Below are 12,031 nucleotides of genomic sequence, written 5' to 3'. Positions count from 1 at the left end.
AGGCGCTTACAGATGTCCTGAGGCAGCTTTCAGGGCTGTTTTGACCCCGGCTATCTGTGACTCCACAACCCCGGAGGAGGGGAGAATGAAGTACTCGCCAGTTTTCAAACCGCGCTCAATGCCCCAGGGCTCGCAGTGCGGCACCTGTGGCGAAGAGTTCGAGATCGGAGACTTCATCAGATGGGAGTTCGATTCCATCACCGACAAGGTGCTGATTCACGCATACAAGTGCCTCGGGCAGGATTGGGCGTCAACACTCGGAAAGCTGGAATGGCCGAACGGCTCAACGGGCAAGTGCCCGGTCCCGGAGTTCGAATTCAGCTTCGAGGACTGGGACAGGACATACGTGATCGGAAATCCGACCAGCGCCACGGGAATGGAGCAGCTTGCGGACCAAGAGGCTGAGTATCGGCGCGCCGTGCGCAAGCAGCGGCGACGAGAGGATGCGGAGGCCCTTCAGTTCTACGCGGAGATGAAGGCAGCATGAGCAAGAGCCATCGTGCGGCGGTGTCGTCGCCACCGCGAGCGGCGAGGGTCTACACGGTCCGATGGCAGCTTCCAGACGAGCCGTCGAAGGCAAAGACCTACTTGACCGAACCCGGAGCCCTGAGGCGTGCTGAGGGGCTGTCTGAGGCCGGCGCCGAGGTCGCCGTCTACGTCGCTGACATCGAGGGCCGGTCGAAGGGTTGGCAGCCCCTATTGGCCGTCTAAGGCCGAAGCTCCCGACGAACATCCTCGGCTCGGACCCACGCAAGAGACTCTTGCCGGGGCCAGGCCGGCGACATGCCGGGCACCTCGAAGCTCACCATGACGTGAGTAGCCGTCCATCGTCTTGCGACGGCGGCCTTGAAGAACTCCCCGATCTCAGCGTCGACCAGGCGCACGAAGCACGGGATCGCACCCATGTTGCGCGGTGGGATGCCCTGAGGTGGGTGTTCGTTGTTCAAGTACTCTCGTGCCACACACTCAGAGTAGAACTCGTGTTCGAGTTGCGGTCACTGGGCTAGGTTCGCTTGAACCACTTTCGCCGCTGGCGCTCCATATCGCGGCCTGCGGCGGCGCCGCTGAATGTGGCGTCGAGGGAGGCCATCCAGATGGCCGGCGTCAGCCGCTCCCCCAAGTCTGCGAAGTGGTCGGCAGGAGCCTTGTCGGTACCAACGACCCAGCTGACTCCCGCTACCACCTCGCGCCACGCCTCCCACGCTTCTTGCATCTGTGTCGGCCCCATCTGTGCCAGCACCACATAGCGCATGATGGCCTCACGAAGTTGTTGCTCGTCTGCATCTGTGCTCACGATGACCCCCCAGCCTCGACGAGAGACCTACGGTAGTGCGCAGGTCTGACAGTTCCTTGATCTAGACGACGAAGAGCCCCACTCGGTTGACGCCGGGTGGGGCCTTCTTTGCGTTCTGATAGCTGTCAGCGGCCGGCGTGTAGGTGTCGGTGTCGCATCAGCTTGTTCCAAGAAACGACAGGCCGCCCGGACGGTCTCTGACCGTTGCGGACAACGCCAGAGGCAAGGTTCAGCGCCATGAACGCGGTTGCCCACGAGCCTTCAAGCTCCCGACCCTGCTCATGCAGCAAGAAGACCAGCCGGCCAACGCGATCCTGGCCAGCGAGCATCTTCGACCCCTCATCGTCAGTCATGAAGTCCCAGCCGCGCTCGCGGAGCCAGCCACGAGCCAGGCTCCGCTCGTCACCCCGGATCTTGAGATCGGGGTGACTGGTCTGAACGATGACGCCGATCCCATCGTTGTGCAGGTAGATCCTGGTGCCGCCGAACTGCTCACGACGGATGCGGGCTCCATCGTCGAGCGTGACGCGATCCGCCATCGCTTCCCCCGTTCTCGCTATGCGGCCACCTGCCGTGGCCGCGATCGCAGATAGATCCTCCGCACGGCAACGTTGCTCCACTTCGCGGCGCGCTTGGGCTTCCTACCCTCGGCGTCCAACGTGGCTGCAATCGCGCGGTATGGGAGGCCAGACAACCGAAGTTCAACGATCCGGTCAATGGTCTCCTGCTCGACCGAATCAGGGACCTCGTCACGGTCCCGCCCCTTACCCCCACCGCGGTAGCCGAACGCGTACGCGCCAGTGGCCTTCTTGCCGGCCTTGGCCTTCGCTTTCCGACCGTCACGGAGCCGCTTCGTGATCATCATGCGGTCGAGCTGAGCGAAGACGCCAGCCATCAGTCTCATGGCGGTCCGCATCGGGTCGTCGGGATCGTCCTGGGGGATCTCCCCGTGATCCGCGGCGAACACTCGGTAGCCGTTGCCCCACACGGCCGCCAGCACTGCCTCTTGAGTCGTCACCTGCCTAGCTATCCGGTCGAGACGAGCCACCACGAGACCGTCCGCTCGTTCGAGATCCTGAAGGGCCGCCGTCAGCCCTGGGCGGTCGACTGCATCTACGGTGCCTGAGACCACGTCCTCGCGCCATGAGACGACCTGATGGCCGTTGGACTTCGCCCACGTCTCGATATCCGACCTCTGAGCGTCCAGACCGTATCCGTCAAGCTGGCCGGCGCTGGAGACGCGCAGCGCCGCCACGAGCCTCACACGGCCCCCTTGGCGGCATCTCTGAGGGCAGTCAGAGATTCGCGAGCCTGAGTCGCGATGTCGTCAGCGTTGGCAAGGATCACCCGCGCTTGAGCAAGGCCTGCCTCGATGCGAGCCAAGTCATCAATACCTACCTGAGCCAGCGCCACGAGCTGATCCGGGTTCATGCTCGCACCGCCTCGATGACAGCGCTTCTGAGTGCGTAGATGACGACTCCCCAGGATCCGGCGCTGGTCGGCTCCATCGCGCCGAACGTCACCATCAAGCCCTCATCGTCGTAGGTCAGCGTGACCTCAGCCTGAAGCGCTGCGTCGTACTCGATCCGCGGCCTGGACGGCTGGTTTACGGTGGCCATTGGGTAGCTCCCTTCACGAGCTATCAAGGGGCCGGAAGCGGAGGTGCATCTCCGCTCCGGTCCCGCCTGTCCTAAGTTGAGGGCATGACCTCTACCCCCATGCGTTTCGGACTCTTCATCCCCCAGGGTTGGCGCCTAGACCTGGTGGACATCGACCCCAAGCAACAGTGGGAAACGATGCTCCGAGTGGCCAAGCACGCCGACGCCGGTGTGGGATTTGAGTCGATCTGGGTCTACGACCATTTCCACACCACCCCGGTACCCACCGAGGAGGCCACCCACGAGGCCTGGACGCTGATGGCGGCGTTCGGCGCCGCGACCGAGCGGGTGCGCCTGGGCCAGATGTGCACCTGCATGGCTTACCGCAACCCCGCCTACCTGGCGAAGGTCGCCGCGACGGCGGACGTCGTGTCGGGCGGGCGGGTCGAGATGGGCATCGGCGCGGGCTGGTACGAGCACGAGTGGCGCGCCTACGGGTTCGGCTTCCCGCGCGCGGGCGTTCGGCTGGCGATGCTCGACGAGGGCGTCGACATCATGCGCCAGGCGTGGACCAACGGTGTCGCGACGCTGGCCGGCGAGCACTACCAGGTCGACGGCGCCATCTGCCGGCCGCTACCGCTGCAGGAGGACGGCATCCCGCTGTGGATCGCCGGCGGCGGCGAGAAGGTGACGCTGCGCATCGCGGCCAAGCACGCCCGCGGCCCGGAGTACACCGGCTCGCGCAGCTACACGGCGTACACCAACTTCAGCGGCACGCCCGACGTCTTCGCGCACAAGTCCGAGGTGCTGGCGCAGCACTGCCGCGACCTGGGCACCGACTACGACTCCATCACCCGGTCGATGAACTTCAACGTGATCATCGGCAGCGACCAGGGTGAGGTCGACGCCAAGCTGGCCCGCCTCGAAGAGATCTACGGCCGCTTCATGACGCCGGACGTCGTCGCGGAGAAGCTGCGGCCGTACCGCGAGAGCCCGACGGTCGGCACGGCCGAGCAGGTCGCCGAGGCCATCCGCCAGTTCCAGGACAAGGGCATGCGCTACGCCATCGGCTACTTCCCCGAGGCCGCCTACGACCTCAGTGGCGTCGAGCTGTTCGAGCGCGAGGTCATCCCCGCGCTCAGCTGAGCCCGGTCCCCCGCCGCCTGGAGCTGCCGCGGCGGCGGGGACCGAAGCTCAGGCCTGCGGCTGCGTGATCACCCGCGACACCAGCGGCGACGAGTAGACGACCGAGGTCGTGACGCTGCCGAGCGTGGCCAGCCGGCCCGCGATCTCCTCCAGGTGCCGCATGGACCGCGCGGCCACCTTGAGCACGAAGCAGTCGTCGCCGGTGACGTGGTGGCACTCCAGCAGCTCCTGGGTGCGCTCCAGCTCGGCGTGCAGCCCGCGGTAGTTGCCGGACGGGTAGCGCAGCCGCACGTAGGCGATGACGGTGTAGCCGATCCGCTCGAGGTCGAGCTCGGCCCGGAAGCCGGCGATGACGCCGAGGTCGGTGAGCCGGCGGATGCGATCGGCGATCGCGCTGGCGCCGAGGTTGACGCGACGGGCCAGCTCGGCGACGGCGATCCGGCCGTCGCGCTGGAGGTGTTCGAGCAGCTGCCAGTCGACGCGGTCGAGCGGCGCACCGGAATCATCGGCCATGAGACGACGATACCGGGATTTCCCCGCCGCTCGCTGCCTGAGACCCCCGATCAGGCCTGCCGATCCCTGGCAGCGCCGTCGTACCGTCGACACCATGACGACCCCACCCGCGCCGCCGCTCGAGGCCGCCGCGCACTTCGCCTCCCTGCTCGCGTTCGAGACCGACTGCTGGGACGTGCACCACGCGCTGACCACGGACACGGCCGACTTCGTCCTGCTCGACGTCCGCGGCCCCGAGCTGTACGCCGCCGGGCACGTCCCCGGCGCCGTCAGTCTGCCGCACGGCCGCATCGTGGAGCGCAACCTCGCGCGGTGGCCGGCCGAGACCGTCTTCGTCACCTACTGCGCCGGCCCGCACTGCAACGGCGCCGACAAGGCCGCACTGCGGCTGGCCCGGCTCGGCCGCCCGGTCAGGAAGATGATCGGCGGCGTCACCGGCTGGCTCGACGAGGGGTTCAGCCTGACGCCGAGTCCGTGAGCACCCGGGCCAGCAGCGCCGGGTCGGCGTTGCCGCCGGACACCACAGCCACGGCCCGGCCGAACCGCGACGGCTCGGCGAGGAACGCCGCCGTCGTCAGCGCGCCGGTCGGCTCGGACACGACGCGGCCGCGGGTCGCCAGCAGCCGCATGGCGGCCAGGATGGCGTCCTCCGGGACGGTCACGATCTCGTCGACGTAGCGGCGGATGTGCTCCCACGTCAGCTCGCCGATGACGGGGAGCCGGACGCCGTCGGCGATGGTGCGGTAGGTGTCGGCCGGGTCCCAGGCGACGCGCTCGCCGCGGGTCAGGCTGTCGCGAGCGTCGGCGGCCAGCTCGGGCTCGACTCCGACGACCCGGACCTCTGGGACCAGCGCCTTGATCGCGACGCCGATGCCGGAGATCAGCCCGCCGCCACCCACCGGGACGAGGACCGTGCCGGCGTCGGGGCGGTCGGCGGCGATCTCGAGGCCGACGGTGCCCGCGCCGGCGATCACCCGGGCGTCGTCGAACGGCGAGACGAACGTCAGCCCGTGCTCGGCGACCAGCTCACGGACCCGGCTGTCGCGCTCCGGCGGCGGCACCATGACCACGTCGGCGCCGAGCGCCCGCGTCGCCGCGACCTTCACCGGCGCGGCGGCGTCGGGCATGACGACGGTGGCCGCGATGCCCTGCTCGCGGGCGGCCCAGGCCAGCGCCTGCGCGTGGTTCCCGCTGGAGTGGGTGACGACGCCGCGCTTGCGGGCGACGTCGTCGAGCAGGGCGACGGCGTTGAACGCGCCACGCAGCTTGAACGCGCCGGTCGCCTGCAGGCCCTCGGGCTTCAGCCAGAGGTCGCCACCGGCCCACCCGGCCGGGATCAGCGGCGTGCGGACGGCGACGCCGTCGAGGCGCCGGGCCGCCGCGCGGACATCGTCGAGACTGACCAGGCCGGGCGCGTCATCCATGGGCGTCATCATCGCCCACGCGCCCGGCGCGCGAACGTCAGGCCCGCTCGGCCTGCCACATCCAGTACCGCTTCTCCAGCTCCTCGACCACGTCGAGCAGGATGTTGTTGCTGACGGGGTCGGCCTGCTCGACGTCCTGGGCACGCTGGCGCATGCGCCCGATGACGCCGCCGTAGAGGCCGATGAACGTCGTCACGACGTCGTGCTGGAAGTGGATGGTGCGGAAGCGCGGCCCGGTGACGTTCCAGTGCGCCTGCTTGCCGGCGAGGGAGAGGTCGATCAGGTCGACGAGGGCGTCACGCAGGGCCTCCGTCAGTACCTTGTGGGCGTCGTCGGTGAGTGGGCCTGTGGATCGTCGTCATGGCGTCCCTCCTCGGATCGTCTCTCCCGTGTGCGTCACCGATCCGTGGAGTTTCATCACTCAGCTGCCGATGAGCTCCGTCCGAGCCGGCTCGACCTGACGGTCCTCGAACCGCGTCGAGATGACCAGCGTGGTGCGGGTGCGCGCGACCCCTTCGATGCGCACCAGCTTGCCGAGCAGCCGTTCCAGCCCTTCGACATCGGCGACGCGGACCTTGAGCATGTACGCCTCGTCCCCGGCGATGAACCAGCAGTCCTCGACCTCGGCGACGTCCTCGAGACGGTCGCCGACCTCCTCGTGCCCGGCGGAGTCGGACAGCACCAGCCCGATCAGCGCCGTCAGCCCCAGACCCAGCGCGGCCTGGCTGACGGTGGCGCGGTAGCCGGTGATCACGCCGCGCTCCTCGAGCCGGCGCACACGCTCCTGGATGCTCGGGCCGGACAGCCCTACCAGCCTCCCCAGCTCCGCATACGACGCGCGGCCGTTGGCCCGCAACGCCGCGACAAGACTCGCATCGACGGTGTCCATGGCGCTCCATCCTCGCAGCGCCCTGGAAGACGTCTGCCACGTGGTGGGGATCACCCGGTTCGAGATTGTCCCGTGACCTCCCTGTAACTTAGAATCATAGGCAGAAGGTTGCCTTTGACCTTTGATTTGATTGAAGTTCGCTACAGGGAGTGACGTTGTACAGCTTGGAGTACGCCCAGACCCGCATCGACGACCTGCGTCGGGAGGCGGAGAAGGTGCGCCAGGCAGCGGCCCTCCGCGCCGCCCACCGCCCGCGCCGTCGCCTCTTCTCCTGACCAACGGCCACGCGTCCGGCCCCGCTCGGCCGGACGCCTTCGAGGGCTTCCCCCGAGCCCCTGGTCGTGGCGCCCCCGGGTCGCCGGAGCGCTTGCCGTGACAAGCTGAATCCGGTCCGGGGTGCGTCACGCCCGGCGCACCACCTAGGCTGGTGGGAAGGAACAAGCTCGACCGGGGAGGTCGCACGGTGGGTCGGGTACTACCAATCGTGGTCGCCATCGCGCTGCTCGTCTATGCGCTGATCGACTGCCTGCAGACCGACTCCACCCGGTTCCGGTCACTCAACCGGATCGCCTGGGTGGCGATCATCGTGCTCATCCCGCTCGTCGGGCCGGTCCTCTGGCTGGTTCTCGGCAAGGAACGCACCCGGCAGCAGCGGCCCACCGCGCCGCCGGCTCGCCCGCTCGCGCCCGACGACGACCCCGAGTTCCTCCGGCACCTGCGCGACATCGACACCAAGCACGAGCAGATGCTGAACCAGTGGGAGGCCGACCTCCGCCGCCGCGAGGACGAGATCAAGCACAAGAAGGACGCCGAGCAGCAGGCCGCCGACGAGGCCGAGCGGCGCAAGCAGACCGACGCCCGCAAGAGCGACGACGAGGCCCACCAGAACACCGACGACGAGGACGACTCCCGGTAGTCCACGCTCCTGCTACGGGGCGGAGCGCGCTCAGCCGCGCGCCCCTCCTCCGATCGGTGAGGCGGCCGGTCTTGTCGAGACGTCGGCTCGGCCTGTTGATGGGCGGGCCGTCCCGTTGGCCGGGCCTGCCGATGAGCCGGGCGCGCCGGTCGGCTCCGGCCTGCCGGTCGGCCCCGGCCTGCCGGTCGGCCCCGGCCTGGCGGTCGGCCCCGGCCTGCCGGTGGGCCGGCGTTTCGTGGGCCGGGTGGACGTGTGTTGGGTTCGTGCCGTTCGCCGTCCCCCTGCTGCCCATGTTCTCAGCCGCGCAACCGCGCCTCAAGCGGACCTGCTTGGGCGCTCCGCGCCGACGATGACCGCTTGACCCACGATTCCGCGGCCAAGAACCTGGCAGCTATCAGGGGGACGGGGCGAGTCTGGACACGCCTCGAGGCGCACTGGCGTGGTCCAGGGATCCAGCGGTCCGGTGCCCAGGATCTAGTGACCCATTGGTCCAGGATCCCAGCGGGTGCAGGGTCAGCCGTCGGTCTGGCTACCGCGAGCCGCTGGCGCGGCCACACCCACCGTCGGCCCGGCCACTGCCGACCGTTCACTCGGCCGCACCGATCGTCGGCCTGGCCGCCACCGGCCGCCGTCGACCTGGCCACCGTCATCCGACGCCCCGGCCGCACCCACTGTCGGTCCGACCACTGCCGGCCGCCGTCGACCTGGCCACCGTCGGTCCGACCACTGCCGGCCGTTCACCCGGCCACACCCACTGTCGGTCCGGCCACTGCCGGCGGTTGGTCCGGCCGCGCCACCCGTCGACCCGGCCATCACCAACCGTTGACCCGCTCCGTTCACGTCACCGTGCGCCGTGGTGAGAACGGTGATCAAGAAGCGACCCACAAGAACCTTGGAAGCACGAAAACGCCCGTGAACACCGGTTCACACACCACTTCACCAGGCGTTCTCCCACTCCACCAGGCATGCACGCCTCGCAGAGCGGGAGAACGCCTAGTGAAGTAAGCGATCCTTGATGATCATCGCTGTCCACAAGCCACCAACGGCACCACCGCCACCACCGGCACCAGCAGCCCCAACGGCACCGGTGGCGTCGAGGCGACGGCCGCCGATGAGCCGGTCGACGTCCGCGCACGACCGTGGCGTCAGCTGCGGACACGAGGCGTGCCCGCACCTCCCCCGTACCCCTGATAGCCGCCACGTTCTGAGACCCCGCGGCCGCGGGTCAAGCGGTCAACGCCGGCGCGAAGCGCCCCAACGAGTCGCTTGAGGCGCGGTTGCGCGGTCTCAGACAATGGGCAGCAGGGGGACAAATCAACGGTCGCCCAACGACCAACGGCACGAACCCACGGCGAACCCGGCCGCCACGTCACGCGCCGGTGAGAGCCGACCACCGGAGACAGGGCGGCCCATCACCCACCCAACGGACCGCGTCACCGGCACGTCATCACACGCCAACGACCCTGACCGGCACCCACCACGGCAGCCCACAGCCGCCTCAGCGGGCTGCACCAGTCTCGTGGACCAGGTAGAGGCACACCCACGGGATCGGCCTCAGAGGGCCGCGCCTCCGGCCGGGCGAGGTGGTGTCAGAGGCCGCCGTAGGAGTGCAGGCCGTTGAAGAGGATGTTCACGCCGAAGTAGCTGAACAACACCGTCGCGTACCCGATGAGGGCGACCACGGACGCCTTGGTGCCCTTCCAGCCGGCCGTGGCGCGGGCGTGCAGGTAGGCCGCGTACGCCAGCCAGGTGATGAGGGCCCAGACCTCCTTGGGGTCCCAGCCCCAGTATCGGCCCCACGAGACCTCGGCCCAGATGGCGCCGAGGATGAGCGGGCCGAACGTCCAGATCGGGAACGCGATGGCGGTGAGGCGGTACCCGAGCCGGTCCAGGGCGACGGAGTTGGGCAGCGAGGCGCCGAAGCCGCTCGTGCGGCCGCGGTCGGCGGCCCGCTCGGACACGATCTGCAGGGCGCTGACCACGGCGCCGACGGTGAACAGGCCGAAGGCGATGACCGCGCAGCCGACGTGGACGACCAGCCAGTACGACTGCAGTGCCGGCTGCACCGGGCCGGGCGGCACGTAGAGGAACGTGGCGGCGAGGCCGACGGTGACGAAGATCAGCAGGACGGCCCAGACGGCGACGACGCGGCCGACGACGGTGCGGGCGAGGACGAGGAAGACGATCGAGGCGACGAGCGTGCCGGTGATGGAGAACTCGTACATGTTGGCCCACGGCGCCCGCTCGGTGCCGAGGCCGCGCATGACGACACCGACGGCGAGGACGAGCGTGGCCAGGGCGAACACCCCGCGGCCGAGGCGGCCCAGGCGGTCGGCACGCTGCTCCAGCTCGGTATCGCCCGGCCCGGAGGACCCCGCCGGCGGCTCAGCCGGTGCGTCGGCGGCGGCCGCTGACGACGCGACGCCGACCAGTTCGCGCTCGGGCACGGCGGTCGTCACGGCACGGCGGCGACGGCTGTGGATGCCGGCTTCGGCGCAGAAGGCGAGCCAGGCCGCCAGGTAGCCGAGGACGGCCACGACGACGACGTAGCGGCTCCACTCGGCGACGGCATCGAGGTCCATCAGTCCTCACCACTTTCCTTTTTCTCGTTGGCCCCACCGCCACCTGGGACCTCGCGGTCGGCTTCGGCCGTACCTTCCGCGCCGCCCAGACGCAGCAACACCCCGTCAGTGATGGCACCGATCTCGTCGTCGAGGCGGTCGGCCGCCGGGCCCTCGGCCCGGTGCAGCCCCGCGACCTCGACCACGGTACGCCCCTCCGGCCCGACGCTCGCACGCACCCAGGCCCGGCGCCGCCGCACGTACAGCGAGCCCATCAGCCCGACCACCGCGAGCACGCCGCCGACGAGCGCCAGCTCACGACCGGAGTTGCGGCCGATCTGCAGGTTCACCCAGGTCACGTAGCCGTCGAAGGTGATGTAGCGGCCATCGGGCAGCTGGACGGTGTCGCCGACGACGAGCTGCTTGCGGTACGGCTCGCCGTTCTCCTGGTACTGCTCCATGTCGGTGGTGTCCAGCCGGTACACCGACTGCGGCTGGCCGTCGTCGAGGCCCAGGTCGCCGTGCCAAGCGGTCAGGAACACCGCCGGGTTGCGGGCGCCGGGAAAGATCGAGCGCGGGCCGTTCTGGTCCAGGATGGCCGTCGGCAGGAAGCTGCCCTGGATGCCGATGTCGTCGCCGTACTCCGGCGGCACCTCGACCTTGACGACTCCGGTGGACGTGAAGCTGGAGTCCTCGGGCAGGAACGGGACCGGCCCCTCGGCGAGGATCGTCTCGCCGTCGGCCGCCCGGACGGTGAACGCGGGCGCGTAGCCGGGGTTGATGATGTGGATCGAGGTGCCGTCGATGTTCAGCGGCTCGTTGACCCGGATCGTGTGCGTCTCGGGCGCCGCGCCCGGTTCGCGCACCACCGTCACCGTCGCCTCGTAGTCCGACGGCTGGCCGATCTGGTTGCCGGCCTCGACGAACTCCATGCGGAACTCGTCGACGTCCATCGAGAACGGCGGCAGGTCGGCGGTGTCGAACAGCGCGCCGGCCGACAGGCTGTCGAACTGGATGACCTGGTTGGAGAAGCCCGTGCCCTCCGGCACCAGCACCGTCGCCCGGTAGCTGAACAGCCCGCCCAGCGCCACCGCCAGCAGCACCACCACGACGGACAGGTGGAACAGCAGGTTGCCGGTCTCGCGCAGGTGCCCGGTCTCGGCGGCGACGAAGTCGTTCTCGTCCTCCGCGGGACGGCGCAGCCGGAAGCGCCGCGACCGCAGCTCGGCGCGGGCCACCGCGAGCACCTCGTCCGGTGTCGCGTCGACCTCGACCTTGCGGTACGCCGGCATCCGCGTCAGCCGCTTCGGCGCCTTCGGCGGCTGGGCCCGGACCGCCTTCCAGTGCTGCCAGCAGCGCGGCAGGATGCAGCCGACGAGCGACACCAGCAGCGCGAGGTAGATGGCGGCGAACCAGGGCGCGGAGTAGACGTCGAACAGGCCGAGGCGGTCGTACCACTCCGACAGCGTGGGGTTGCGCGCGCGGAAGTCGCGGACGTTGAGCGGGTTGACGTCGCTCTGCGGGATGATCGAGCCCGGGATGGCGGCCACCGCGAGCAGGAACAGCAGGATCAGCGCCACCCGCATGGACGTGAGCTGCCGCCACGCCCACCGGGCCAGTTCCAGGCCGCTCAGCGGCGGCGGCCGGTTGTCCACCGGCGGCCGGGTGTCCATCCCCGTCGTCATCGTGT

The 12,031-nt window shown here is 69.4% G+C and carries 16 protein-coding genes; 5 read left to right on the top strand and 11 right to left on the bottom strand.

Features of this window, described 5'->3' with window-relative positions:
* Positions 1-85 precede the first annotated feature (85 nt).
* A complete protein-coding gene (locus tag DZA62_RS01080) occupies positions 86-487 on the top strand; it encodes a hypothetical protein (RefSeq protein ID WP_157987393.1) in 402 nt (133 codons plus the stop codon).
* Between the two features lie 516 nt (positions 488-1,003).
* Here DZA62_RS01080 and DZA62_RS01065 read toward each other — a convergent pair.
* The 5 genes from DZA62_RS01065 to DZA62_RS01050 all read right to left on the bottom strand — a co-directional run bounded on the left by DZA62_RS01065 (position 1,004) and on the right by DZA62_RS01050 (position 2,913).
* The gene (locus DZA62_RS01065; protein ID WP_157987392.1) at positions 1,004-1,294 is read right to left on the bottom strand and encodes a hypothetical protein; all 291 of its coding nucleotides are present in this window, start codon (positions 1,292-1,294) and stop codon (positions 1,004-1,006) included.
* A gap of 125 nt (positions 1,295-1,419) precedes the next feature.
* Entirely contained in the window at positions 1,420-1,833 is a 414-nt protein-coding gene (locus tag DZA62_RS01060; RefSeq protein ID WP_116946936.1) for a hypothetical protein, read from the bottom strand.
* A 17-nt stretch (positions 1,834-1,850) separates the two neighbouring features.
* Positions 1,851-2,558 carry a recombinase family protein gene (locus DZA62_RS01055; RefSeq protein ID WP_116946935.1) on the bottom strand — a complete coding sequence of 236 codons (708 nt, stop codon included), beginning with the start codon at positions 2,556-2,558 and terminating at the stop codon, positions 1,851-1,853.
* Positions 2,555-2,725 carry a hypothetical protein gene (locus DZA62_RS35395; RefSeq protein WP_157987391.1) on the bottom strand — a complete coding sequence of 57 codons (171 nt, stop codon included), beginning with the start codon at positions 2,723-2,725 and terminating at the stop codon, positions 2,555-2,557. Before DZA62_RS35395 ends, DZA62_RS01055 begins: the two co-directional genes overlap by 4 nt.
* Positions 2,722-2,913 (bottom strand): hypothetical protein, encoded by a 192-nt coding sequence (locus tag DZA62_RS01050; RefSeq protein ID WP_116946934.1) that lies wholly within the window; start codon positions 2,911-2,913, stop codon positions 2,722-2,724. Before DZA62_RS01050 ends, DZA62_RS35395 begins: the two co-directional genes overlap by 4 nt.
* A 99-nt stretch (positions 2,914-3,012) precedes the next feature.
* On the opposite strand from DZA62_RS01050, the gene DZA62_RS01045 reads away from it, so the two are divergent.
* On the top strand, positions 3,013-4,038 hold the full coding sequence (locus DZA62_RS01045; protein WP_116946933.1) for an LLM class F420-dependent oxidoreductase: 1,026 nt from the start codon (positions 3,013-3,015) through the stop codon (positions 4,036-4,038).
* Positions 4,039-4,086: 48 nt separating this feature from the next.
* Here the strand turns inward: DZA62_RS01045 and DZA62_RS01040 are convergent, their stop codons facing one another.
* Positions 4,087-4,551 carry an Lrp/AsnC family transcriptional regulator gene (locus DZA62_RS01040; protein WP_116946932.1) on the bottom strand — a complete coding sequence of 155 codons (465 nt, stop codon included), beginning with the start codon at positions 4,549-4,551 and terminating at the stop codon, positions 4,087-4,089.
* 94 nt (positions 4,552-4,645) lie between these two features.
* Here DZA62_RS01040 and DZA62_RS01035 point away from each other — a divergent pair, with 94 nt between their 5' ends.
* Complete coding sequence (locus tag DZA62_RS01035; protein WP_116946931.1) at positions 4,646-5,029, top strand: rhodanese-like domain-containing protein; 384 nt, start codon at positions 4,646-4,648, stop codon at positions 5,027-5,029.
* Here the strand turns inward: DZA62_RS01035 and DZA62_RS01030 are convergent.
* The 3 genes from DZA62_RS01030 to DZA62_RS01020 all read right to left on the bottom strand — a co-directional run bounded on the left by DZA62_RS01030 (position 5,007) and on the right by DZA62_RS01020 (position 6,864).
* A complete protein-coding gene (locus DZA62_RS01030) occupies positions 5,007-5,975 on the bottom strand; it encodes a threonine ammonia-lyase (RefSeq protein WP_116946930.1) in 969 nt (322 codons plus the stop codon). The two genes, DZA62_RS01035 and DZA62_RS01030, sit on opposite strands and share 23 nt — an antisense overlap.
* Before the next feature lie 37 nt (positions 5,976-6,012).
* On the bottom strand, positions 6,013-6,171 hold the full coding sequence (locus DZA62_RS36690; protein WP_232827204.1) for a hypothetical protein: 159 nt from the start codon (positions 6,169-6,171) through the stop codon (positions 6,013-6,015).
* Positions 6,172-6,396: 225 nt separating this feature from the next.
* The gene (locus DZA62_RS01020; protein WP_116946928.1) at positions 6,397-6,864 is read right to left on the bottom strand and encodes an Lrp/AsnC family transcriptional regulator; all 468 of its coding nucleotides are present in this window, start codon (positions 6,862-6,864) and stop codon (positions 6,397-6,399) included.
* Between the two features lie 149 nt (positions 6,865-7,013).
* Here DZA62_RS01020 and DZA62_RS37120 point away from each other — a divergent pair, with 149 nt between their 5' ends.
* Complete coding sequence (locus DZA62_RS37120) at positions 7,014-7,139, top strand: hypothetical protein (RefSeq protein ID WP_269813830.1); 126 nt, start codon at positions 7,014-7,016, stop codon at positions 7,137-7,139.
* Positions 7,140-7,348: 209 nt separating this feature from the next.
* Complete coding sequence (locus DZA62_RS01015) at positions 7,349-7,780, top strand: PLDc N-terminal domain-containing protein (RefSeq protein ID WP_232827203.1); 432 nt, start codon at positions 7,349-7,351, stop codon at positions 7,778-7,780.
* Between the two features lie 1,589 nt (positions 7,781-9,369).
* On the opposite strand, the gene ccsB is transcribed toward DZA62_RS01015, so the two are convergent.
* Both ccsB and resB read right to left on the bottom strand, forming a co-directional pair.
* Positions 9,370-10,362, bottom strand: coding sequence for a c-type cytochrome biogenesis protein CcsB (ccsB, locus tag DZA62_RS01010; protein ID WP_116946926.1), 993 nt, complete (start codon positions 10,360-10,362; stop codon positions 9,370-9,372).
* Complete coding sequence (gene resB / locus DZA62_RS01005; protein ID WP_116946925.1) at positions 10,362-12,026, bottom strand: cytochrome c biogenesis protein ResB; 1,665 nt, start codon at positions 12,024-12,026, stop codon at positions 10,362-10,364. The genes ccsB and resB overlap by 1 nt, the downstream gene beginning before the upstream one ends.
* Between the last annotated feature and the right edge of the window lie 5 nt (positions 12,027-12,031).

The sequence above is a fragment of the Jiangella endophytica genome (assembly GCF_003427025.1).
In the GTDB taxonomy this organism is placed as follows: domain Bacteria; phylum Actinomycetota; class Actinomycetes; order Jiangellales; family Jiangellaceae; genus Jiangella; species Jiangella endophytica.
Note: the sequence above shows the minus strand (reverse complement) of the source record. Positions and strands in the feature narration are given on the sequence as shown.

Bases quoted from the DNA above. Each gene is read 5' to 3' on its own strand.
- DZA62_RS01080 (WP_157987393.1), top strand. From the start codon at position 86: ATGAAGTACTCGCCAGTTTTCAAACCGCGCTCAATGCCCCAGGGCTCG.
- DZA62_RS01060 (WP_116946936.1), bottom strand. From the start codon at position 1,833: ATGGCGGATCGCGTCACGCTCGACGATGGAGCCCGCATCCGTCGTGAG.
- DZA62_RS35395 (WP_157987391.1), bottom strand. From the start codon at position 2,725: ATGAACCCGGATCAGCTCGTGGCGCTGGCTCAGGTAGGTATTGATGAC.
- DZA62_RS01050 (WP_116946934.1), bottom strand. From the start codon at position 2,913: ATGGCCACCGTAAACCAGCCGTCCAGGCCGCGGATCGAGTACGACGCA.
- DZA62_RS01045 (WP_116946933.1), top strand. From the start codon at position 3,013: ATGCGTTTCGGACTCTTCATCCCCCAGGGTTGGCGCCTAGACCTGGTG.
- DZA62_RS01040 (WP_116946932.1), bottom strand. From the start codon at position 4,551: ATGGCCGATGATTCCGGTGCGCCGCTCGACCGCGTCGACTGGCAGCTG.
- DZA62_RS01035 (WP_116946931.1), top strand. From the start codon at position 4,646: ATGACGACCCCACCCGCGCCGCCGCTCGAGGCCGCCGCGCACTTCGCC.
- DZA62_RS01030 (WP_116946930.1), bottom strand. From the start codon at position 5,975: ATGGATGACGCGCCCGGCCTGGTCAGTCTCGACGATGTCCGCGCGGCG.
- DZA62_RS01020 (WP_116946928.1), bottom strand. From the start codon at position 6,864: ATGGACACCGTCGATGCGAGTCTTGTCGCGGCGTTGCGGGCCAACGGC.
- ccsB (WP_116946926.1), bottom strand. From the start codon at position 10,362: ATGGACCTCGATGCCGTCGCCGAGTGGAGCCGCTACGTCGTCGTCGTG.
- resB (WP_116946925.1), bottom strand. From the start codon at position 12,026: ATGACGACGGGGATGGACACCCGGCCGCCGGTGGACAACCGGCCGCCG.